Origin of the sequence: Rhizobium sp. Root1220, from assembly GCF_001426265.1 — a bacterium.
GTDB lineage: Bacteria > Pseudomonadota > Alphaproteobacteria > Rhizobiales > Rhizobiaceae > Rhizobium.
Genome location: NZ_LMDG01000009.1, coordinates 69,339 through 92,337, shown reverse-complemented (window position 1 = coordinate 92,337; position 22,999 = coordinate 69,339). Strand labels below are relative to the sequence as shown.

19 protein-coding genes and 1 pseudogene are annotated in these 22,999 nt (G+C 59.9%); 12 read left to right on the top strand and 8 right to left on the bottom strand.

The annotated features are described in order from the left end of the window. Positions 1 to 97: pseudogene (locus tag ASC90_RS27905) on the top strand (elongation factor Tu); the annotation flags it as partial. Positions 98 to 322: 225 nt separating this feature from the next. On the opposite strand, the gene ASC90_RS08745 reads toward ASC90_RS27905, so the two are convergent. Beyond that, the gene (locus tag ASC90_RS08745; RefSeq protein WP_056538377.1) at positions 323 to 1,171 is read right to left on the bottom strand and encodes an oxidoreductase; all 849 of its coding nucleotides are present in this window, start codon (positions 1,169 to 1,171) and stop codon (positions 323 to 325) included. A gap of 107 nt (positions 1,172 to 1,278) precedes the next feature. Between ASC90_RS08745 and ASC90_RS08740 the strand changes: the two genes are divergently transcribed. Beyond that, positions 1,279 to 2,184, top strand: coding sequence for a LysR family transcriptional regulator (locus ASC90_RS08740; RefSeq protein WP_056538374.1), 906 nt, complete (start codon positions 1,279 to 1,281; stop codon positions 2,182 to 2,184). On the opposite strand, the gene ASC90_RS08735 is transcribed toward ASC90_RS08740, so the two are convergent. Both ASC90_RS08735 and ASC90_RS08730 read right to left on the bottom strand, forming a co-directional pair. Continuing rightward, a complete protein-coding gene (locus tag ASC90_RS08735) occupies positions 2,175 to 2,771 on the bottom strand; it encodes a glutathione S-transferase (protein WP_056538372.1) in 597 nt (198 codons plus the stop codon). The two genes, ASC90_RS08740 and ASC90_RS08735, sit on opposite strands and share 10 nt — an antisense overlap. 60 nt (positions 2,772 to 2,831) lie before the next feature. Then, positions 2,832 to 3,701: a 23S rRNA (adenine(2030)-N(6))-methyltransferase RlmJ gene (locus ASC90_RS08730; RefSeq protein ID WP_056538369.1), complete on the bottom strand. Its 870-nt coding sequence runs from the start codon at positions 3,699 to 3,701 to the stop codon at positions 2,832 to 2,834. A gap of 17 nt (positions 3,702 to 3,718) precedes the next feature. Here ASC90_RS08730 and ASC90_RS08725 point away from each other — a divergent pair, with 17 nt between their 5' ends. From ASC90_RS08725 to ASC90_RS08715, 3 genes are all read left to right on the top strand, one after another. Beyond that, complete coding sequence (locus ASC90_RS08725) at positions 3,719 to 5,923, top strand: molybdopterin oxidoreductase family protein (protein WP_200950868.1); 2,205 nt, start codon at positions 3,719 to 3,721, stop codon at positions 5,921 to 5,923. Then, entirely contained in the window at positions 5,920 to 6,519 is a 600-nt protein-coding gene (locus ASC90_RS08720) for an NUDIX domain-containing protein (protein ID WP_056538364.1), read from the top strand. The genes ASC90_RS08725 and ASC90_RS08720 overlap by 4 nt, the downstream gene beginning before the upstream one ends. 77 nt (positions 6,520 to 6,596) lie before the next feature. Further along, the gene (locus ASC90_RS08715) at positions 6,597 to 7,760 is read left to right on the top strand and encodes an alpha-D-ribose 1-methylphosphonate 5-triphosphate diphosphatase (RefSeq protein ID WP_056538361.1); all 1,164 of its coding nucleotides are present in this window, start codon (positions 6,597 to 6,599) and stop codon (positions 7,758 to 7,760) included. 95 nt (positions 7,761 to 7,855) lie between these two features. Here ASC90_RS08715 and purN read toward each other — a convergent pair whose 3' ends face one another. Together purN and purM are read right to left on the bottom strand one after the other, a co-directional pair. Then, positions 7,856 to 8,530, bottom strand: coding sequence for a phosphoribosylglycinamide formyltransferase (purN, locus tag ASC90_RS08710; protein WP_056538358.1), 675 nt, complete (start codon positions 8,528 to 8,530; stop codon positions 7,856 to 7,858). Further along, positions 8,527 to 9,600 (bottom strand): phosphoribosylformylglycinamidine cyclo-ligase, encoded by a 1,074-nt coding sequence (gene purM / locus ASC90_RS08705; RefSeq protein WP_056538354.1) that lies wholly within the window; start codon positions 9,598 to 9,600, stop codon positions 8,527 to 8,529. Before purM ends, purN begins: the two co-directional genes overlap by 4 nt. A gap of 244 nt (positions 9,601 to 9,844) precedes the next feature. Between purM and ASC90_RS08700 the strand changes: the two genes are divergently transcribed. The 5 genes from ASC90_RS08700 to ASC90_RS08680 all read left to right on the top strand — a co-directional run bounded on the left by ASC90_RS08700 (position 9,845) and on the right by ASC90_RS08680 (position 16,138). Further along, positions 9,845 to 10,966, top strand: a complete 1,122-nt coding sequence (locus tag ASC90_RS08700) for an AI-2E family transporter (protein ID WP_056538350.1) — start codon at positions 9,845 to 9,847, stop codon at positions 10,964 to 10,966. Continuing rightward, entirely contained in the window at positions 10,963 to 11,676 is a 714-nt protein-coding gene (gene hdaA, locus ASC90_RS08695) for a DnaA regulatory inactivator HdaA (protein WP_056538347.1), read from the top strand. The genes ASC90_RS08700 and hdaA overlap by 4 nt, the downstream gene beginning before the upstream one ends. Positions 11,677 to 11,739: 63 nt before the next feature. Beyond that, positions 11,740 to 13,944: an RNA degradosome polyphosphate kinase gene (locus ASC90_RS08690; protein WP_056538344.1), complete on the top strand. Its 2,205-nt coding sequence runs from the start codon at positions 11,740 to 11,742 to the stop codon at positions 13,942 to 13,944. A 12-nt stretch (positions 13,945 to 13,956) separates the two neighbouring features. After that, positions 13,957 to 15,480 (top strand): exopolyphosphatase, encoded by a 1,524-nt coding sequence (gene ppx / locus ASC90_RS08685; RefSeq protein WP_056538341.1) that lies wholly within the window; start codon positions 13,957 to 13,959, stop codon positions 15,478 to 15,480. 103 nt (positions 15,481 to 15,583) lie between these two features. Continuing rightward, a complete protein-coding gene (locus ASC90_RS08680; RefSeq protein WP_056538336.1) occupies positions 15,584 to 16,138 on the top strand; it encodes a hypothetical protein in 555 nt (184 codons plus the stop codon). Between the two features lie 7 nt (positions 16,139 to 16,145). Here the strand turns inward: ASC90_RS08680 and ASC90_RS08675 are convergent, their stop codons facing one another. From ASC90_RS08675 to ASC90_RS08665, 3 genes are all read right to left on the bottom strand, one after another. Further along, positions 16,146 to 17,213, bottom strand: a complete 1,068-nt coding sequence (locus ASC90_RS08675; protein WP_056538333.1) for an adenylate/guanylate cyclase domain-containing protein — start codon at positions 17,211 to 17,213, stop codon at positions 16,146 to 16,148. Positions 17,214 to 17,351: 138 nt separating this feature from the next. After that, positions 17,352 to 18,497: a ribonuclease D gene (gene rnd, locus ASC90_RS08670; protein WP_056538330.1), complete on the bottom strand. Its 1,146-nt coding sequence runs from the start codon at positions 18,495 to 18,497 to the stop codon at positions 17,352 to 17,354. 83 nt (positions 18,498 to 18,580) lie between these two features. Further along, positions 18,581 to 19,972 carry a multicopper oxidase family protein gene (locus ASC90_RS08665; protein ID WP_056538327.1) on the bottom strand — a complete coding sequence of 464 codons (1,392 nt, stop codon included), beginning with the start codon at positions 19,970 to 19,972 and terminating at the stop codon, positions 18,581 to 18,583. A gap of 270 nt (positions 19,973 to 20,242) precedes the next feature. Between ASC90_RS08665 and aspS the strand changes: the two genes are divergently transcribed. Next, positions 20,243 to 22,033 (top strand): aspartate--tRNA ligase, encoded by a 1,791-nt coding sequence (gene aspS / locus ASC90_RS08660; RefSeq protein WP_056538402.1) that lies wholly within the window; start codon positions 20,243 to 20,245, stop codon positions 22,031 to 22,033. 131 nt (positions 22,034 to 22,164) lie between these two features. Beyond that, positions 22,165 to 22,998, top strand: coding sequence for a hypothetical protein (locus tag ASC90_RS08655; RefSeq protein ID WP_156392883.1), 834 nt, complete (start codon positions 22,165 to 22,167; stop codon positions 22,996 to 22,998). Position 22,999: the final 1 nt, after the last annotated feature.

Genomic DNA, 22,999 nt, shown 5'->3' with positions numbered 1-22,999 from the left:
GATCGTTCCGATCGCGATGGAAGAAAAGCTGCGCTTCGCTATCCGCGAAGGCGGCCGTACCGTCGGCGCAGGCATCGTCGCCTCCATCGTCGAGTAATCCCAGGATTATAGAATTGACAGAGCCCCGCTGGAAACAGCGGGGCCAGATTATTGGCAAGCCCGTCGATATTTCGGCGGGCTTTGTTTTTGGGCCGATGTATTTGTTTGATGAGTCACCAGCTGCCTGCCCAAACACCCACGGGCGGCCCTGAACCAGGTCAGGGATTGGACTGCAGTCTGCGCCGGGCCACGTGCCCGGCTTTTTTGTTGGTGGTGCCGCAGTTCAGTCTTCCTTGACGTCCTTCGGAAAGTCGGTCGAGACAGCAAGGTCGCGCCAAGCCTCCAGCTCCTTGGCCACGCTGGCATTTTTCCTTTCGATTGCCTCGACGGTATCGCTGCCGAACGGCATGCGGAGCGGAGGGTTGTGCGAATGTCCGAGGGTGACCATCGCCTTGGCGAAGCGGGCAGGGTCGCCGGGCTGCTGGTGGTTATGCCCGGCTGCAAATTCGCGCATCGCGCCGACCGGCGTCTCCAGATAGTCGGAGATCGAACTGGGGCTGACAGACAGCGAGCTCTCGTCGAGGAAGTCCGTGCGGAAGAAGCCGGGCTCGACGACCGTCGCCTTGATGCCGAGCGGCGCGACTTCTGCAGCCAGCGCCTCCGTCAGACCCTCGACCGCGAACTTGGTCGAGCAATAGACACCCCAGCCTGCATGCGACACGTAACCGCCGATTGAGGAAATATTGATAACGTGCCCGGAGCGTTGGCGGCGCATATGCGGCAGCACCGCGCGTGTCACTTTTAGTAGCCCGAATACATTCGTCGCATAGAGCTTTTCGATCTCGTCCGTGGTGGCCTCCTCGACGGCACCGAGCAGGCCGAAGCCGGCATTGTTGAGCAGGATGTCGATCTTGCCGAACCGCTTTACTGCCAACTCGGCGGCCTTGTGAGCCGAGGCCTCGTCGGTGACGTCCAGTGCCATCGGCAACAGGTTCGCGTGATTGCCAAATTTCTCATGCAGCCCCTGCGGGTTGCGTGCGGTCGCGACAACGGCGTCGCCTGCATTGAGAGCTTCCTGGGCAATGAGGGCACCGAATCCGCGCGATGCACCAGTGATGAACCAAACACGCATGACGTTTTCCTTTCGTGCTGCGATTTACTTACACAGGCAAGGTAGCGTATGCAGATAAGTGAGAGAATTTATCTTTTACTCTATGGTATAGTGAGAATAATTCATCAATGCAGCGCGTGCGGTCGACGGATCTGGCAATCTTCCTGGCGATCGCCAACCACCGCAGCTTCCGCAAGGCAGCGGTTGAACTCGGCGTCACGCCATCCGCCCTGAGCCACGCATTGAGGACGATCGAAGAGCGGTTGGATGTCCGGTTGGTCAACCGCACCACCCGTGGCGTCGCCCTGACGGAGGCGGGCGAGCGCTTGTTCGACCGGATCCGGCCGGCGTTCCTCGATATTGATGCGGCACTTGATGATCTCGACACGTTTCGTGGCCAGCCCTATGGAAAGCTTCGCATCAACGCTGCCCGCGCAGCCGCCAAGCTCGTGCTGCTGCCGATCGTGTCCCGTTTCCTCAAAGCCTATCCTTCTGTAGAGGTCGAGATTGTTATCGACGACGCGCTCGTCGATATGGTGTCGTCCGGCTTCGATGCAGGCATACGCTTCGGTGAAAGTCTGGCGGCTGACATGATCGCGGTCCCGATCGGCCCGCGCCATCGCTTCGCCGTGGTCGGGACACCCGGCTATTTTGAGGGCAGAACGAAGCCGGTGGCCCCGCACGATCTCAGCAACCACGCGTGCGTCCGCTACCGGTTCGCCGGCGGGGCGTTCTATCGATGGGAGTTCGAGCGTGGTGGCATTGAGGTCGAGATCGAAGTGCTAGGCCCGCTGACGCTGGGCGACCAGGACATCATTCTCGATGCCGTCCTGCAAGGAAACGGGCTGGGTTACCTATTCGAAGATCAGGTGCGTGCGGCGGTCGCTGGGGGGCAGTTGGTGCGCGTTCTGGAGGATTGGTGCCCGTTTTATCCGGGCTTCTTCCTCTACTATCCAAGCCGCCGGCAGCTGCCGACGGCACTTCGCGCCTTCATCGACTTCGTCAAGGCAGACAGGGAACGAGCTCAGCTCTGAGGCTTCAACTCTCCATAGGCCGCAAACTTCTTCTCGAATTGGCGAAGCCAGTCGATCAGTTCTGAATGGTCCGCCTCCCATTGTCCCTTGAAGCGCAGGTCGAGGTACCCGAGTGTTGCAGCCAACGCGAAGTGACCGCCGTGCAGCTTCTTGCCGATCTTCGGCAGGTGGACGCTGAGGTGGTTCAGGCTGCTTGCAACTTTCTTCCACTGCCGGTCGATCCAGGGCTGATGCACCTTTTCTTCGTCGCGAAAGCGGCGCTCGTAGACGATCGCCAGCAGGCAATCGCACATGCCGTCGCAAAGCGCTTCGAGGATATCCGCCTCCGTGCGCTTGCTGTTTTTGGTGGGGTATAGTTGCTTGCCCTTCAGCCTGTCGAAATACCGCATGATCGCGACACTGTCGAAGATCGATTGACCGTCATCCGTCAGCAATGTCGGAATTTTCCCAAGCGGGTTGTTGTCGATGAGAATAGCCGGGCCGGCATTGGTGTCGACACGGATCTCGATTGCTTCGAGTTCCAGATAGCGCGCGGCCATGCGCACCTTGCTGGAATAGGGCGAGGTCGGCGCGCAAAGGATCTTCATTGTTTTTCTCTCTGAAATGCTTGCAGTGCGCCGGGACTATTTCGCGCGAAGAAGAGTCGGTCAATCCTCTTTAACGGCCTTGGTCTCGCCGCGCAGCCAGAAGGCTCTGTGCGAGGCGTAGCGATCCTGCGCCATGTGATCCTTGATCGCTGGCAGCAATGCATGCAACTCGTCCTTCAGCGTATAAGGCGGATTAACGATAACGAGGCCCGAGCCCGTCAGCCCAGTCATGCCACGGTCGCTACGCACGGTGAGTTCGGCGCACAGCATCTTCGGAATATCGAGCGCCTGCAGGGCTTCGTGGAATTCCTTCAGCGGCGCGCTCTTCTTGATCGGATACCACAGGCAATAGGTGCCGCCGGGAAAGCGGCGGTAAGCCTTGGCCAATCCATCGACCAGCCGGTCATACTCGCCGTCTTCCTCGAAGGGAGGATCGACAAGCACGATGCCGCGCTTCTCCTTGGGCGGCAGATGCGCGCCGAGCGACAACCAGCCGTCGAGCTCGGTAATGCGCGCATGATGATCGCCCTCGAACAGGCGGTGCAGTTTGAGGTAATCCTCCGGATGCAGTTCCATCGCCGATAGGCGGTCTTGGGGTCGGAACAGCATCCGCGACAGCTTCGGTGAGCCGGGATAGAAGCGGATGCCGCCATCCGGATTGAGCTCGCGGACTGCGGAAAGATAAGGCTCCAGCAACTCGGCAACCTGGGGCGAAAGCTCTGCTTCCAGCAGTTTGCCGATGCCCTCGCGCCATTCGCCGGTCTTCTGCGCCTCTTCGGAGGAGAGATCGTAGAGCCCGATGCCAGCATGCGTATCGAGGACGCGGAACCCCGCATCCTTCTTCTGCATGTAGATGACAAGGCGCGCCAGCACGGCATGTTTCAGCACATCGGCAAAGTTGCCCGCATGGTAGATGTGGCGATAGTTCATTTTCGCTGATGCCTGACATGAATTCGCGTGAGGGGCGTCGTTTCCGGCTTTTGGCCGGTTCCCGGTTGGAATATAGAAGTCCCATGAACATTGCGACCCCCATCGAAGCCAAATCCCCGAAGTCGGCGCTCAGGATCGGCCACACGGCCTGTCCGCACGACTGTCCCTCCACCTGCGCACTGGAAGTCGAGCTGACCGAGGACGGTCGGATCGGCCGCGTACGCGGGGCAAGCGACCACAGCTACACCTCGGGCGTCATCTGCGCCAAGGTCGCTCGCTATGCCGAACGGCTCTATAGCCCGGACCGGCTGATGCACCCGCTGCGCCGCAAGGGCGCCAAGGGATCAGGGCAGTGGCAGCAGATCTCATGGGACGATGCGCTGGATGAAATCGCCGAAGCCTTCGTCAAGGCCGAAGCGAAAGACGGCAGCGAGGCAATCTGGCCCTATTTTTACGCCGGCACCATGGGCTGGGTGCAGCGCGACAGCATCGAGCGCCTGCGCCACGCCAAGCGCTATTCCGGTTTCTTCTCGTCGATCTGTACCAACCCGGCCTGGACTGGCTTCACCATGGCGACAGGGGTGCTGAGAGGTCCCGACCCGCGCGAGATGGCCCGCACCGATTGCGTCGTCATCTGGGGTACCAATGCGGTGGTGACGCAGGTCAACGTCATGACCCACGCGATCAAGTCGCGCAAGGAACGCGGCGCCAAGATCGTCGTCATCGACATCTACGACAATCCGACGATGAAGCAGGCCGACATGGCATTGATCGTCAAGCCAGGCACCGACGCGGCGCTCGCCTGCGCCGTCATGCACATCGCCTTCCGCGACGGTCATGCCGACCGGGCTTATATGGCGAAATATGCCGACGATCCCGCCGGTCTCGAAGCGCATCTGAAGACGAAAACGCCGCGATGGGCGGCCGAGATCACCGGCCTGTCTGTCGACGAGATCGAAGCCTTCGCAGCCCTTGTCGGCGCAACCAAAAAAACCTTCTTTCGCCTCGGCTACGGCTTTACCCGTCAGCGCAACGGCGCGATCGCCATGCATGCGGCGGCATCGATCGCCACCGTTCTCGGCTCCTGGCAATACGAGGGCGGCGGCGCTTTCCATTCCAATAGCGATATCTTCCGCATGAACAATGCGGAGCTGATGGGCAAGTCGATGAAGGATGCGGATATCCGCATGATCGACCAGTCGCAGATCGGCCGCGCCCTGACCGGCGACGCCGTGGCGCTGCGCCAACGCGGGCCTGTCACCGCCATGCTGATCCAGAACACCAACCCGGTGAACATCGCGCCCGAGCAGCGATTGGTGAAGCGCGGTTTTGCCCGTGACGATCTTTTCGTTGCCGTCCACGAGCAGTTCATGACCGACACCGCCGCGATGGCCGATATCGTCATTCCCGCCACCATGTTCGTCGAGCATGATGACATCTACCGCGCCGGCGGCCAGAACCACATCCTGCTTGGCCCTAAGCTGGTCGAGCCGCCGGAAACCGTGCGCACCAATCTCTTTGTCATCGAGGAACTGGCCAAGCGGCTCGGTGTTGCCGATCGCCCGGGCTTCGGCTTCACCGCGCGCGAGATGATCGACCGGGTTCTCGATGGCAGCCAACTGCCGGGCTACGACCATTTCCTCGAACACAAATGGTTCGACCGCCAGCCGGATTTCGAGGAGGCCCATTTCCTCAACGGCTTCGCCCACCCGGACGGCAAGTTCCGCTTCCGCCCCGACTGGACCAACCAGCCTGCTCCGAACCGCCCGCCGGAATCTGTCGGTCTGCTCGGACCGCATGTGGAACTGCCTGTTTTCCCTGACCAGGTCGATGTCATCGAGGTGGCCGACGCTGCACACCCGTTCCGCTTGGCCACATCGCCGGCCCGCAACTTCCTGAACTCGAGTTTCAGCGAGACCAAGACCTCGCGGCAGAAGGAAGGGCGCCCGGAACTGATGATCAACCCATCGGACGCCGAAGCACAGGGTATCATTCACGGCGACCTCGTTCAGGTCGGCAACATCAGGGGTGAAGTCCGCCTCCACGCCAAGGTCACGACCGAGGTAAAGCCGGGCGTGCTGATTGCCGAAGGCCTGTGGCCGAACAGCGCGCATGTGGACGGGGAAGGCATCAACGTTCTGACCGGTGCCGACCCGGTCGCGCCTTATGGCGGTGCTGCGGTCCATGACAACAAGGTCTGGCTGCGCAGGGATGCCGCATGACGAAATTCGAGAAGGCGAGAGCCGAGATCGTGCGCAACCAGACGCTTTCGGAGGGATGGACGCGGCTCAGCAACTACACGGTCGATTACACCGATTCCGAAGGCGAGACCCACCGCGTCTATCGCGAGGTCTACCAGCGCACGCCGGCAGCAACCATCCTGCTCTATGACCCCAAGCGCGGCACCGTCGTCCTGGTCCGCCAATTCCGCTTGCCGCTGCAGTTGCACGGCGAGCCCGCTTGGATCCTTGAGGCGCCGGCCGGGCTGCTGGATGGAGACGACCCTGAACCCGCCATCCGCCGCGAAGCTATGGAAGAAACCGGCTTCCGTGTCCGCGATGTCCGCTTCCTGTTCAATGGCTACAGCTCGCCGGGCTCAAGCACCGAAGTCGTCCACTTCTTCGCGACCACGATCGACACCAACGATCGTATTTCGGAAGGCGGCGGTCTGGCCGATGAGCATGAGGATATCGAGGTCGTGGAAATCCTGCTCGACGAGGCGATGGCGATGATCGAAGGCGGCGAGATCGTCGATTTCAAGACGATCATTCTCCTGCAGTGGGCCATACTGAACAGAGCGATCTTGGATAAGCCATAGAGCTTTCATCCGCATGTCATAAATCGGGGCTAAGCGCTCCGGCTTGTCATAATTCCTCACCCGTAAGGAGAAAGCCGATGTGGCTCAGCAATTTCACGATCGTTCTGCCAGATGAGGTCGTGAACAAAGGCTCGGTCCGCATCGAGGATGGCGTGATTGCCGAGATCCGGCCAGAGCCGGTCGCGGGCGCCGCGATTGACGGCGAGGGACGTCTGCTGATGCCAGGTTTTGTCGATCTCCATGGTGACATGATCGAGCGTGAGATCGCGCCGCGTCCGAACGCGATGATGCCGATCGATTTCGGCATTCACGAACTCGACAAGAAGCTCGCCGCGCATGGCGTGACCACTGCTTATGCTGCCGTATCCTTCGCCACCGAGAGCGTTTATGGCCACGTCCGCTCGCTGGAAACCACCTGCGCTGTCATCGAAGGCGTCAATCGCCTCAACGACAGCCTGCTGATCGATCACCGCGTTCACGCCCGCTACGAGATCACCAATATCGGTGCTGCACCGGCGCTGGAAAAGCTGATCGAGGCCGGCCATGTCGATATGGTGTCGCTGACCGACCACACGCCGGGGCAGGGCCAGTACAACAATATCCAGAGCTATATCCTTAGCATTGCCGAGCGCCGCGCCATCTCCGAGGAGACGGCTGCCGAGATGGTCGCCAAGCGCATCGCCATGCGCGAAAATCCCGAGATCGAGGCCAAGCTCCGCCACATCGTCGACCTGTCGCTGCGCCACGAGCTGTCGCTCGCCTCGCATGACGACGACAGCGCCGAGAAGGTTGCCGAAATGCATGCCATAGGCGTCAGCATCAGCGAGTTCCCAGTAACGCTGCCGGCCGCCGAGGAAGCCCGCCGTCGTGGCCTCTGGACGCTGATGGGTGCGCCGAACGCGCTGCGCGGTCAGTCGATGTCTGGCAACCTCAGCGCACTCGACGCAGCCCGCGCCGGTGTCCTGTCTGTGATCGCCGCCGACTATCACCCGGCCGCCTTCGTGCCCGGCGTCTTCAAGATCGCCGAGCAAACCAGTCTCCCGACCGCCGTTGCCATGGCAACGAAGACCGCTGCGCGCTCCGCAGGCCTTCTTGATCGTGGTGAGATCGCCATCGGCCAGCGTGCCGACCTGGTGGTTGTCGAAGCGGGTGACGTTCACCGTATCCGCGCCACCTTCCGCGGCGGCCGTTTCGTCTATAGCGACGGCACGCTGCACCAGCCGCGTTCGCTGGCAGCCTGAACTTCAGCCGGAACGAATTTGGGCCCGCTTGCCGGGCCCAAATCGCAAAGTCAAATTGTGTCTTGAATGTCTGACCAGCTGTCAGGCCGAAATTATCAGCCTTTGTCGCCGATTAGCGAAATCACCTGAGCGCCTGACGTCGACATCGTGGCCGCACCACTGCTGACGGCCTTGCCGCCTTGCATCGCCACCTTGCCTTCCGCGAAAAGCCGCAGTGCCTGCGGATAGATCTGGTGCTCGACGGTGAGAACGCGTCCGGCCAGTGTATCAGCCGTATCGTCGGAGAGAACGGGCACAGCTGCCTGGCCAATGACCGGGCCCTCATCCATGCCTTCGGTAACGAAATGAACCGTGCAGCCGGCGATCCGCATGCCGGCGTCGATTGCGCGCTGATGCGTATGGAGGCCGGGAAACAATGGCAGCAGCGAAGGGTGGATGTTGATCATTTTCCCCTCGTAGCGCTGGATGAACGTGCCGCTCAGCAGCCGCATATAGCCTGCAAGGCAGAGAATATCCGGCGAGAGCGCGTCGAGTGCCTCAAAGATCGCCTGTTCGTGGGCTTCCTTGCTAGCGTAGTCCTTGCGTGGGAATGCGTAGGTCGCGATGCCCTCGGCTGCAGCCTTGGCAAGCCCGCCCGCATCCGGCTTGTCGGAAATGACGCCGACGATCTCGGCAGGGTAGTCGCCGGCCTTGGCAGCAGAGACCAGCGCCATCATGTTGGAGCCGCCACCCGAGATGAACACGACGGTGCGTTTGCGCGGCGTCGTCATATGGCGAGCGTACCCTTGTAGAGCGTGCCGCCGGCACCTTCGGCGCGCGCGGTCATCCGGCCAAGCTGCACGACCTTTTCGCCTTCTGCTTCAAGCGCAGCCGTCACGGTCACGACATTTTCGGCCGAGACGACGGCGATCATGCCGATGCCGCAGTTGAAGGTCCGCAGCATCTCGTTGGCTTCGACGCCACCGGTCTTGGAGAGCCAGGAGAAGACAGCGGGAACGTTGACGGCGCTGAGATCGATCTCTGCAGTCAGATGCTTCGGCAGAACCCGCGGAATATTCTCGGGGAAGCCGCCGCCGGTGATGTGCGCCAACGCCTTGATCGATCCAGTATCGCGGATCGCCTTCAGCAACTGCTTCACATAGATGCGGGTCGGGGTCAGCAGCGCTTCGCCGAGCGTCTTGCCCTCGGCGAATGGTGCCGGCGCATCCCAGGCGAGGCCGGAGATGCCGACGATCTTGCGCACCAGCGAGAAGCCGTTCGAGTGAACGCCCGAGGAGGCGAGGCCGAGGATCACGTCGCCTTCGGCAATGTCGCCCGATGGCAGCAGCTGGCCGCGCTCAGCTGCGCCAACGGCAAAGCCGGCAAGGTCGTAGTCGCCGGAGGAATACATGCCCGGCATTTCGGCGGTCTCGCCACCGATCAGCGCACAGCCTGCATCACGGCAGCCGGCAGCAATGCCTTCGACAATCTTGGCGCCCTGGTCGGGGTCGAGCTTGCCGGTGGCGAAGTAGTCGAGGAAGAACAGAGGCTCGGCACCCTGGACGACCAGATCATTGACACACATCGCAACAAGGTCGATGCCGACCGTGTCGTGATAATCCGCATCGATGGCGATCTTCAGCTTGGTACCAACGCCGTCATTGGCGGCCACCAGAACCGGATCGGTGAAGCCCGCAGCCTTGAGATCGAAAAGACCGCCGAAGCCGCCGATTTCGCCATCCGCGCCCGGGCGGCGGGTCGAGCGAACCGCAGGCTTGATCTTCTCCACCAAGAGGTTGCCGGCATCGATGTCGACGCCTGCGTCGCTATAGGTCAGGCCGTTTTTTCCAGACTGGCTCATGCTGCTCTCCGATGGCTGTCTTCGGGCGGGAAATGTGCCCGCATCATATGCGGTCGCAATTGCATGACAGGGGCGTTTATGCAAGGGAGCGTGCGGCGAAAGCCCTATTTTCCCGCTCTTTTGAGTGTCTTGTTCGGGATTTTAAGCGGCGGGGTTGACCATTCTTGCGGCTGCATCCTATTTGGCTCAAAGGCCGCCTCGATGTGATGTGGTTCGGAGCGGCGCTCGATCAACGGGGAATGTGATGCCACAGCGGGTTAGCGGGGCAGGTCTGAAACGCCAGGTGATCTTCTGGCTGAGTGTACTCGCATTTTTCATCGCCTTCCTTTTCGTATTCAGCTCGATCCTGCTGCCCTTCCTCGCAGGGATGGCTCTGGCCTATTTCCTGGATCCCGTGGCCGACCGGCTGGAACGGCTGGGATTGAGCCGTCTGATGGCGACGATCGTCATCCTGATCTCGTTCGTGATCCTGATCGTTCTCGCCCTCATGATCCTCATCCCGATTCTTGCCAGCCAGTTCAGCGATTTTGCCGGGCGGCTGCCCGTATACATCGATCAACTGCAAACCTTCATCGCGAAGTCCCAGGATTCGGTTCTGCCGGAATGGATCAAGAGCCAGCTGGGGTCGATCAAGAACAATTTCTCGGAAATCCTTTCTCAGGGTTTTGGTCTGCTAACTGGCCTTTTCAGTCAGGTTTGGAGCTCGGGCCTTGCCGTCGTCAACGTCATTTCGCTGATGATCGTAACGCCGGTCGTGGCCTTCTACATGCTGCTTGATTGGGACCGCATGGTCTCCAAGGTGGATAAATACATTCCGCGCGATTACGTGGTGAACGTTCACCAGATCATGCACGAGATCGACCAGGCGATCGCAGGCTTCATTCGCGGGCAGGGCTCCTTGTGCCTCATCCTGGGCATCTGGTACGCCGTCGGTCTATCGCTGGTCGGCCTGAACTTCGGCCTGCTGATCGGCCTTTTCGCCGGCATGATCAGCTTCATTCCGTATGTCGGCTCCATGGTTGGGCTCGTTCTGGCGGTCGGAGTTGCCATCGTCCAATTCTGGCCGGACTACGTCTGGGTGGGTGCAGTCCTTGCTGTCTTCTTCAGTGGACAGTTCATGGAAGGCAATATCCTGCAGCCGAAGCTTGTCGGTCACAGCGTCGGGCTGCATCCGGTGTGGCTGATGTTTGCGCTCTTTGCCTTTGGAGCGCTGTTCGGTTTCGTCGGCCTGTTGGTCGCTGTTCCAGCGGCCGCGGCTGTCGGCGTGCTTGTCCGCTTTGCTCTTTCGCGTTACCTTGAAAGCGACCTCTATGCTGGCGTGGAGAAGACAGGCCAGATCGGGAAAGTAAAAGCTGATCCCAAATGACTGAAGTGAAAAACGCTGATCCAAGGCGCAAGGCCGACGAGCAGCTTCCTCTGGCCTTTTCTCACGATGCAGCAAGCGGGCGCGACGATCTTTTGGTCTCCGAAAAATTGGCCGCCGCCGTGGCTATCGTGGACGCCTGGCCGCAATGGCCGTCCCCGGTGGTGATCCTTGCCGGTCCGGTGGGTTCGGGAAAATCGCACCTTGCGAACATCTGGAGGGAACACAGCGGCGCGATCACGATTCATCCGAAAGCGGGTGCGAACGCGGCGGTCGATGCAGCCAATGGTCACGTTCTGTTCGAGGACGTCGATCGCGTGGGATTCGATGATACCGAGCTTTTCCACGTCATCAATAGCGTACGCGAAAACGGCAACAGCCTGCTGATGACGAGCCGTCTTTGGCCGATGTCTTGGCCGGTCCAGCTCGCGGACCTGCGCTCGCGTCTTAAGGCTGCGACGGTGGTTGAAATCGGCGAACCCGATGAGGAATTGCTGTCGCAGGTGATCGTCAAGCTCTTTGCCGACCGCCAGCTTTATATAGATGACAGACTTGTCCTCTATATCGTCAATCGGATGGAGAGGTCGCTGAACGCGGCCCAGACGATAGTCGAAAGGCTTGATCGGCTTGCGCTCTCACGCGGCACTAAAATAAGCCGTTCGCTTGTCGCTGAGGTGTTGAATGAATTGGGTAATTCCGACTCGTTCGATTGACTGTCACAGTTCCGTCGTGAAACTGATATAATTCGCTTGGCCTAACGAAATGGGGCAAAAATAATGGATAGCGCAGTCGCGGAGCACCACGAACCTTCTCCGGAAACCAAGGACAGCGTGCCCCCGCTGGAGCAGCTGCTTGCCAGCCCCGAGCGTTTCATCAATCGCGAATTCTCGTGGCTGCAGTTCAATCGCCGCGTTCTCGAAGAAACGCTGAACATCGAACATCCGCTGCTCGAGCGCGTCCGATTTCTTTCGATTTCGGCTGCCAACCTCGATGAATTTTTCATGGTGCGCGTTGCCGGCCTGGAAGCGCAGGTCCGTCAGAACATCGTGGTCCGGACCCCCGACGGCAAGACGCCGGCTGAGCAGCTTGATGCCATTTTGCAGGAGATCGACAACCTGCAGATGGAACAGCAGGCATCGCTTGCCGTTCTACAGCAGTACCTCGCCAAGGAAGATATCCTGATCGTCCGTCCAGGCGCACTCAGCGAGACCGACCGCAACTGGCTTGCGACCGAGTTCGAACAGGCGATTTTTCCGGTGCTGACGCCGCTGTCGATCGATCCGGCGCATCCGTTTCCCTTCATCCCGAACCTCGGATTCTCGATCGGCCTGCAACTGGTCAGCAAGAACGGTCGCGATCCGATGACCGCGTTGCTGCGCCTGCCGCCGGCGCTGGATCGCTTCGTCCGTCTGCCCGACGACGGCAACACGATTCGCTACATCACTCTGGAAGATGTCGCCAATATCTTCATCTACCGGCTTTATCCCGGCTATGAGGTGCAGGGCTCGGGTACCTTCCGCATCATCCGTGACAGCGATATCGAGGTCGAAGAAGAGGCCGAAGATCTGGTCCGCTTCTTCGAGACCGCCTTGAAGCGCCGTCGCCGCGGTTCAGTGATCCGCATCGAAACGGACTCCGAAATGCCGGCGTCGCTGCGCCAGTTCGTCGTTCAGGCATTGAACGTTCCCGACAACCGCGTCGCGGTTCTGCCGGGGTTGCTCGCCCTTAATACACTCTCCGAGATCACCAAGGCGCCGCGCGACGACCTGCGGTTTCCGCCCTACAATGCCCGATTTCCCGAACGGGTCCGCGAACACGCCGGTGATTGCTTCGCTGCAATCCGCGAAAAGGACATGGTGGTCCACCACCCCTATGAATCATTCGACGTGGTGGTCCAGTTTCTTCTGCAGGCTGCGCGCGATCCTGACGTCCTGGCGATAAAGCAGACGCTTTACCGCACCTCGAACGACAGCCCGATCGTTCGGGCTCTGATCGATGCCGCCGAGTCGGGTAAATCTGTGACGGCGCTGGTCGAGCTCAAGGCCCGCTTCGACGAAGAGGCCAACATCCGTTGGGCCCGCGACCTCGAGCGCGCCGGCGTGCAGGTCGTCTTCGGCTTCATCGAATTGAAGACGCACTCCAAGATGTCGCTGGTCGTGCGCCGCGAGGAGGGCAAGCTGCGCAGCTATTGCCACCTCGGAACAGGCAACTACCACCCGATCACCGCGAAGATCTACACCGATTTGTCGTTCTTCACCTGCAACCCGGTTATCGCCCACGACATGGCGAACATCTTCAACTTCATCACCGGCTATGGCGAGCCGGAACAGAGCATGAAGCTCGCGGTGTCGCCCTACACGCTGCGCTCGCGCATTGTTCGCCACATCGAAGAAGAGATAAAGCACGCCACGAGCGGCGCTCCGGCGGCGATCTGGATGAAGATGAATTCGCTGGTCGATCCCGAGATCATCGATGCGCTTTACACGGCGAGCCGCGCCGGCGTGGAGATAGAACTGGTCATTCGCGGCATCTGCTGCCTGCGTCCGCAGGTCGCAGGTCTGTCCGAGAACATCCGCGTCAAGTCGATTGTCGGCCGCTTTCTCGAGCATAGCCGTATCTTCTGCTTCGGCAACGGCCACGGGCTGCCGTCGGACAAGGCGCTCGTCTATATCGGCTCTGCCGACATGATGCCGAGAAACCTCGACCGGCGCGTCGAAACGTTGGTTCCGCTGACCAATCCGACGGTCCACGAGCAGGTTTTGTCACAGATCATGCTCGGCAACCTCATTGACAATCAGCAAAGCTACGAGATATTGCCCGACGGCACGTCTCGGCGCATGGAAGTGCGCAAGGGCGAAGAGCCGTTCAATGCGCAACAGTACTTCATGACCAACCCTAGCCTTTCCGGCCGCGGTGAAGCCCTGAAGTCCAGCGCGCCCAAGCTGATCGCCGGCCTGCTTTCGGGCCGAACAAAAAGATAAAACTGGACCTGCATGGTTGAATCAGAAGCCCAGGGGCGCCTTCCAGGGATTGCCCCGGTCTCCGTTGTCGATATCGGGTCGAATTCGATCCGTGTGGTCATCTATGAAGGCATGTCCCGGTCGCCGACGATCCTTTTCAACGAAAAGGTGCTCTGCGGTCTGGGCAAAGGCATTGCGATGACCGGGAAGATGGACGAGGCGAGCGTCGAGCGCGCGCTGGCCGCCCTGCACCGGTTCAAGGCATTGTCGGATCAGGCCCGCGCAGCAACCATGTATGTGTTGGCGACCGCTGCGGCTCGCGAGGCCTCGAACGGGCCGGACTTCATTCACAGGGCCGAGACCATTCTGCAGCGCAAGGTTCGCGTTCTCTCCGGCGAGGAGGAAGCGAAGTTCTCCGCGCTCGGCGTCGTCAGCGGCTTTTACACACCCGATGGCATCGCGGGCGACCTCGGCGGCGGATCGCTGGAGCTCATCGACATCAAGGGCAAGGAAATCGGCAAGGGTGTCACCTTGCCCCTCGGTGGTCTGCGATTGTCGGAATATGCCGGCGGCTCGATGGACAAGGCGCGGACGTTCGCGCGCAAGCATGTGAAGACCAGCGCCAAGCTTTTGGCCAAAGGCCAGGGACGCACCTTTTACGCGGTCGGCGGCACCTGGCGAAACATCGCCAAACTGCACATGGAGTTGACCAGTTACCCACTGCACATGATGCAGGGTTACGAGATCACGTTCGAAGCAATGATGCAATTTCTCGATCAGGTCGAAGCGGCCAAGGATTCGAGAGACCCGGCGTGGATGGCTGTTTCAAAGTATCGCCGAGCATTGCTGCCGTTCGGCGCTGTCGCCATGAAGGAGGTGCTGAGCGTGATGAAGCCCTCAGTCATTTCGTTCTCGGGGCAGGGCGTTCGCGAAGGCTACCTCTACTCACTTCTTTCTGAACGCGAGCGCCGCGCGGATCCTTTGCTGGAGGCGGCCGGTGAATTGGCGATCCTGCGTGCCCGTTCTCCAGAACACGCCCGAGAACTTGCCGAATGGACCGGGCGGATGATGCCGTTCTTCGGGATCGCCGAGACTGAGGAGGAGGCGCGCTACCGCCAGGCGGCTTGTCTGCTTGCCGATATCAGCTGGCGCGCTCATCCCGACTATCGCGGCCTACAGGCGCTGAACATCATCGCGCATTCCTCCTTCGTCGGCATCAGCCATCCCGGTCGTGCATTTATCGCGCTGACCAACTACTACCGCTTCGAAGGCCCGCACGACGATGGAGCGACCGTCCCGCTGGCAGCGATCGCCACACCGCAATATATCGAGCGAGCCAAGCTGCTCGGCGGCCTGTTGCGCGTCGTCTATCTGTTTTCGGCGTCGATGCCGGGCATCGTCAGGAACCTGACAATCCGCAATTCATCCAGTCCGGATGCCGATCTCGAATTCGTGGTACCCGCGGAATACCGGGACTTTGCAGGTGAGCGACTGGATGGTCGCCTTCAGCAACTCTCCAAGCTGACAAACAAGAGGCTGGCCTTCCGGTTCGAATAGGCACGCCGACCGACAGAAGAATCTGGATCAAGCGAGTTGTTTGCTGTTTTGCTTTCAACTATCAATCGTGCGTGGACCAGTCTCTGGCCGGGGGGGGGGCGTCATGGGTATCCTGTTTGGTTTCCTGCCATTTATAGGCTTCGCCCTCGTCGATCGCCTGATCGGGCCGACGGAGGGGCTGATTGCCGGGGCGGCGATTTCGATTTTTATCCTGCTGCGGGAGCGGATGGCAGGAAAGACACCGAAGCTACTGGAACTCGGCACAGCTATTCTGTTTGTGTGCCTGGCCGTATATGCCGTGCTGCTGACCCCGTCCTGGTCGTTGTGGACGTTCAGGCTCCTGGTTGATGCCGGCCTGCTGCTGATCGTCCTGGTTTCGATGGCGATTGGCCGACCTTTTACGCTTCAATACGCGCGCGAAAGTGTCGAGCCGCAGTTCTGGGGAACGCCGGAATTTCTAAGGACGAACTACATCATATCTGCGGTTTGGGGTCTGGCATTCGCTGCGATGGTCGCTGCCGACGCGCTTCTGGTCTTTGCGCCGAGCCTTCCGCAGAAGGTGGGGATCGTGGTGACCATACTGGCGCTTGTTTCCGCCATGAAGTTTACCGCCTGGTACCCGGCTCGAGACAAGTCGGCGAGCACATCGTCACACTAGCGGCGTTTCATGCCGGCGAGTTGACGCCTGTATTGAGCTTTGGTGACACTGTGCGGTTGTCGGCCTTCACCAGCGCCACCACGTCGAGACTCTGCCCGCGTCCCTTGACGGCGTGGCTCCCGAGATCTTCCACCGAAATTGATTCCGGCATTCTGATCCGCTTGGCGAGGTCGGCCGAAACAAGCACGGAGCGATTCAACGTCTTGCAGAGGGATTCCAGCCGAGAGGCTGTATTTATCGTGTCTCCGAAATAGGTGATCTTGTGGTGATCGACGCCGATTTCGGCGGTGATGATATTGCCGCCGTGCAGCGCTGCACGAAGGCGAGGCACCTGTCCATATTCCTTCAACCAGCTCTCCGCGTCAGCCTCTATTTCGCCGATGATGTCGAAGATGCAGTTCACGCATCGCCCGAACTTTACCCCGCGCTCGAGCGGCCAGCTGATGATCGCGGCGTCGCCGATATAGTCGTCGATCGTCCCCTTGTACCGCCTGACCGGTTCAGCGAAGGCGGCAAACAGCGAACTCAGCATCTGCTGCGCCTTCAGGTCGCCATGCTTCTCGGCAAAGGCAGTCGAATCCACCAGGTCGATGAAGAGGAACACACGCTCTTCGCTGATCGGTTTGCGGTATCGGCTGAGCAGCATGCTCATGAAGATGTCGCGTCCCAGCAGTTCGCGTATTCGAAGCACGAAGATGATGAGCGCGCAAACCGCGAGCGCATAGAGGAAGGTATCGAATGGGAGAATGACCGCGTCCACCCAGGACGCCGGCTGGATCGCGCCAAGCCACCAAAACGAAAGACCGGCAACCGCAAATCCGGCACTCATCAGGATTTCGTAGACGAAGATTTCGGCGATGAAGAAGATGAGCGTCGGCAACGTCTGCATGCGACGGTAGAGGCGACGGAGGATCACCTTGCGTTCGAAAGCGATGATCGGCATTCCTATGAACAGCGCGAACGTCGCACCGACGAAGGGGTGGCCACCGTAGAACCGCATGTCGTAGAGAATGCCGCTCGCCGCAAGCACGATCGCGATTAGCAGCCAGTTCTGGACCGGAGATATTTCCCTCATGTAGTCCTTTTCGCCGTGACGCTATGCCAAGCGTATATAGCAAGCAGGCGCCCCTTCGATAAGAGCGCATCACTGCTGATTTCGTGGTTGAAGCAACCCGAAATCACTATACGCTTAAAAACGTCCAACTGATGGCGCTTACAGCGCGACGGTCTCGACCTTTTTGCCGACGAAGCGAAGCGCGACCTGACCCTGGATCAACTGCAACGCCGGCTCGCCGAAAAGCTCCCGTCGCCATCCATGAAGAGCGGCTACGTCCGCCTTCTCGCCCTCGGCGGCGATTTTGTCGAGGTCGTCGCTGTTGGCGATCACCTTCGGCGCAACGCCGTGTTTTTCCGAGATCAGTTTCAGCAGCACCTTAAGCAGCTCGGCTGCTGCCGCGGCACCCTCGGGCGGCTGGTTCTGTCGCGGCGCATGGGGCATCTCTGCTTTCGGCAGGGCAAGTGCCGCATTCACGGCTTCGACAACCGCCGCGCCAGCGGCGGAGCGTTCCCAACCCTTTGGGATCGTTCTGAGGCGTCCGAATGCCTCGGAATCCTTCGGTTGCTGCTGTGCGATTTCGTAGATCGCATCGTCCTTCAGCACGCGTGAGCGCGGGACGTTGCGGCTGCGGGCCTCGCGTTCACGCCAGGCGGCGACATATTTCAGGATGGCAAGCTCCTGCGGCTTACGCAGCCGCATCTTCAGGCGCTGCCAGGCATCGTCTGGATGAAGATCGTAGGTCTGCTGGGCCTCGAGCACATTCATTTCTTCCGAAAGCCAGGAGGACCGGCCTTCGCGTTCCAACTCGGCCTTGAGATAGAGATAGACGTCGCGAAGATGGGTGACGTCAGCCAGAGCATAGTCGAGCTGCTTTTCGGACAGCGGCCTGCGGCTCCAGTCGGTAAAGCGCGAGGACTTGTCGATCTGCACGCCCTTGGTGCGACTGACGAGCTGGTCGTAGGAAACAGAATCGCCGAAGCCACAGACCATGGCAGCAACCTGCGTGTCGAAGATCGGATGCGGGATGAGGCCACCGCGATTGAAGATGATTTCGATATCCTGGCGGGCCGCGTGAAAAACCTTCAGGACATTTGCATCGGCCATCAACTCGAAGAACGGCTTGAGGTCGAGCCCTTTTGCAAGTGGGTCGACAAGCACTTCCGTCGTCGGGCTTGCCATTTGGATCAGGCAGAGCTCCGGCCAAAACGTGGTTTCTCGTAGAAACTCGGTATCGATAGTAATGAATTCTGACTTGGCCAGCTCTTTGCAGGCCGCCTCCAAATCGGCAGTAGTTTCGATCATCTCAATTCAATCGCAGGAGAAAGTTTGTTCAATCTTCCTTCTCCTTTCAGTCGTGTATGTCAATAAAAACCCTCGACCGGTCGTCAAACAACCCTGACATAACTGGTCATACCGGTCTTCTGATGCTCGATGATGTGGCAATGCAACAGCCAGTCACCGGGATTGTCGGCAACGAAGGCGAGTTGCACCTTTTCGTCCGGCTGGACAAGGTAGGTATCTGAAACGAGCGGCATAACCTCCCGCGTCGAGGATGAAATCACGGTAAAGCTCATGCCGTGCAGATGGATCGGATGCGTATGCGGTGTCACGTTCTCGAGCTGCAGGATATAGCTCTTGCCGAGCTTTAGCTCGGCGACCGGAGCAGTCGGATCCGGTGTATCGCCCGGCCACGGAACCTTGTTGATCGCCCAGAAACTGTAGCCCAGCGTTCCGCAGATGCTATCGGCCGGCGCGCTTTCGGCGGTGGCGCTCAGGATCAGCGGTATTTTTTGGGCGCTGGAAAGGTCTGCCTTTGGAACGGGATTTTCGCCAAGCGCGGCAAGGTCGGCGACATTGCGCTTCAGGGACTGCCCGACTGCCTTCAACGTGGCGATGGTCTTCGGCGTCGTGCCGCGGATATCCTCAAGCGTTGCGACCGCGCCTTCACGGTCCGGCATGCGAACGGCAAGGTCGAGACGCTGGCCGGGGCCAATCAAAAGGAGGTCAAGCGGGAAGCGCTTCGGTACCAGGTTGCCGTCCATTGCGATCACAGTCGCCTCGGCCCCCTCCATCTTCAGCGAGAAGATGCGTGTGACGTCGGTTACCGCAATCCGCAGTCGGACCAGTCCGCCGGCCGGCGCATCGTATTGTGGCTCCTGATGCCAATTGGCTGTTCTGACGGTTCCATAAGTGCCTGTCTTCGCGGCATCACGTGGACGGAACGCTGCAATGAACTGACCGTCGCTACCGAGCCGCCAGTCGCGAAGATTGAGGACGACCTCGGCATCGAAAGCCGGATCGGCTGGATCCTCGACGACGATCACGCCTGTCATGCCATGGCCCATTTGCGTCAGCGTGTTGCAATGGGGGTGATACCAGAATGTGCCTGCATCGGGTGGCGTGAAGGCATAGTCAAAACTGTCGCCGGTATAGACGTAGGGCTGCGTCATGAACGGCACGCCGTCCATCTTGTTGACGATTCTCAGGCCATGCCAGTGGATCGTCGTAGGCTCGTCGAGTGTATTTGTCAGTCGCGCGGCATAAGGTTTGCCCTTGCTCATCCGCAAGACAGGCGGCATCCCGTCGTCGCCCCATGTCATGATATCCTTGGTCGCGCCGGTAGCGGTCAGTGTCGCCTGCGTCTTGACCGCTTTCAGCAACTGCGGCTCCGGCGCGGCTTGCGCCAGTCCGAACTTGCCAGCAACGCCGGCGCCGATCCCGTAAGCGCCCGCAACGGCAGAGGCTTTCAGTAGATTGCGGCGGGTGACGAGGGGCATGGCAAGGCTCCAGAACGGTCGATCGTTCCTTCTTTAAAGTTGACCGTCAGTTTCAGCAATATGTACCGGACCGCCAAACTGCCGCACGGCTTCGGGCAACCGGAAGGATCCGTGGTTGCGATAAACCTCGTTCAAAGCTTATGCTGCTTGCGCCAACCCTTGACAAATCAGGCCGTCCATGCGCTTTTCCGCCCGATTTTCTTGTCGGTGCGGGAGAGCCATCAGAGCCCCTTGCCGCCGTCTTTAAGCCAGATACCGGGAATTGAGATGATGCATCGCTATCGCAGCCACACATGTGCAGCCCTCCGCAAGTCGGACGTTGGCGCCAATGTCCGGATTTCCGGCTGGGTTCACCGTGTTCGTGACCACGGTGGCGTTCTCTTCATCGACCTTCGCGACCACTACGGCATCACTCAGGTCGTTGCCGATCCCGATAGCCCGGCTTTCAAGTCGGCCGAAGTCGTCCGTGGCGAATGGGTCATCCGCATCGACGGCCTCGTCAAGGCCCGAACCGACGACACCATCAACAAGACGATGGCAACTGGCGAGATCGAACTCTACGCGCAGGAGATCGAAGTTCTCTCCGCCGCCAAGGAACTGCCGCTGCCTGTGTTCGGCGAACCTGATTATCCGGAAGATGTGCGCCTGAAGTACCGCTTCCTCGACTTGCGCCGGGAAACGCTGCACAAGAACATCGTCAAGCGCACCCAGGTGATCTCCTCGATGCGCCGCGAAATGAGCAATGTCGGCTTCACCGAATATTCCACCCCAATCCTGACGGCCTCGTCGCCGGAAGGCGCACGCGACTTCCTGGTGCCGTCGCGTATTCACCCCGGCACATTCTACGCGCTGCCGCAGGCGCCGCAGCAGTACAAGCAGCTCTTGATGGTGGCCGGTTTCGACCGCTATTTCCAGATCGCTCCCTGCTTCCGCGATGAAGACCCGCGCGCCGACCGCCTGCCGGGCGAATTCTACCAGCTCGACCTCGAAATGAGCTTCGTCGAGCAGGAAGACATCTGGGACACGATGGGCCCGATGATGACCTCGATCTTCGAGGAATTCGCCGAAGGCAAGCCGGTCACCAAGGAATGGCCGCGTATTCCTTACGACGTGGCGATCCGCAAATACGGCTCCGACAAGCCGGATCTGCGCAACCCGATCGTCATGGAAGCCGTCACCGATCACTTCGCCGGCTCCGGCTTCAAGGTGTTCGCAGGCATGATCGCCTCGAACCCGAAGGTCGAGATCTGGGCGATCCCGGCCAAGACCGGTGGTTCGCGTGCGTTCTGCGACCGCATGAACGCCTGGGCGCAGAGCCAGGGCCAGCCGGGCCTCGGCTACATCTTCTGGAAGGAAGAAGACGGAAAGGTTGCCGGCTCCGGCCCGCTCGCCAAGAACATCGGCGAAGAGCGCACCGACGCGATCCGCACCCAGCTTGGCCTTGATGCGGGCGATGCCTGCTTCTTCGTCGCCGGCGAGCCATCGAAGTTCTACAAGTTCGCGGGCGAAGCCCGTAACCGCGCCGCCGACGAACTGAACCTGATAGATCGCGATCGCTTCGAGCTGTGCTGGATCGTCGACTTCCCGTTCTTCGAATGGCTGGAAGACGAAAAGAAGATCGATTTCGCCCACAACCCGTTCTCGATGCCGCAAGGCGGCCTCGACGCGCTGCAGAACCAGGATCCGCTGACGATCAAAGCGTATCAATACGACGCAGTCTGCAACGGCTTCGAAATCGCATCGGGCTCGATCCGTAACCAGCTTCCGGAAGTCATGGTCAAGGCATTCGAACTGACCGGCAAGTCGGCGCAGGAAGTCGAGGAGCAGTTTGGCGGCCTCTACCGTGCCTTCCAGTACGGTGCGCCTCCGCATGGCGGCGCTGCCTTCGGTATCGACCGCATCGTCATGCTGCTTGTCGGCGCCAAGAACCTGCGCGAGATCTCGCTGTTCCCGATGAACCAGCAGGCACAGGACCTTCTGATGGGCGCCCCGTCGCCAGCCAGCACGACGCAGCTGCGCGAACTGGCGATCCGCCCGATCCCGCCGGTCAAGAAGGACTGATTTCAAGATCGCAGGTCGATCTGCAAAAAAGTGGTGGTTCCCTACAAGGCTGGCGCAATCTCAGATTGTAGCCGGTTTGTGGACGCTTGCAGTGTTTTGTGCGCCTAGTTTCTCAAATTGGGGGAACGGGCATGAGGAATATCGCTTTATTGGCCGCCGGCATGGCCTTTGCGCTACCGTCGCTTGCTCTTGGCAAGAATGATAGCTGCGGCGTCCGTTTTGACCGATTGATCCAAGACGGAAAGCTCTACGTCTACAACGCAGACGGCAAGGGCAGGTGGAATTTCGCCACCGCAGGCCGCTATGACGCGCCCGATAAAAGTCTCCTTTTCGCCTATGGCATAAAGGGCGGACGCGACAACACTGGTGGTATGACCCTTTTCAAGGTCGTTGATGTCGCAAAAGGTACGGACATAAGGAACCGCGACGTCCGACTGAGCCGGACCGCAGCGCAGATCGATGTCAAAGGCAAAGAGCCTCGTCGCGTCGAAGTGATGAACGGCAAGGTCGATATTCAAGTTTACCAGGACATCCATTCCAACATCAAGGACATCAATCGCGTCCTGAATCGGTTTCATACGGCTTATCGGTACCGTGCTGGAGAAAACCGCGACACATTCGACAGGTTGCGGCGGAAGGTGTTTTCCTTCGATGAAGTCAAGCCGATTCCAAGTGGAGGCAATTGGCTGGCGCTCCTGCTTGGCAAGCCCGCGTGGGCCGGCATCAGGAGCGATGAAGCCATAGTGGGATTGCGGGCCACACTGAAATACTACGAAAATCCGGACCCGCGGAACGGAGAGGTTATCTGCTTTACGGTGACGCCTGCGGAGGCTGCGGTGCGGACCCAGGTGACAGTGGTTGATCTCGATTTCCCAGGTCCGTACGCGGACCTTGAAGAAGTGCTTGAGGGCCGCAAACAAAGCTGGAAGCTGGTTTGGAACCGCAAACCTGACGAGCAGGAGTAGC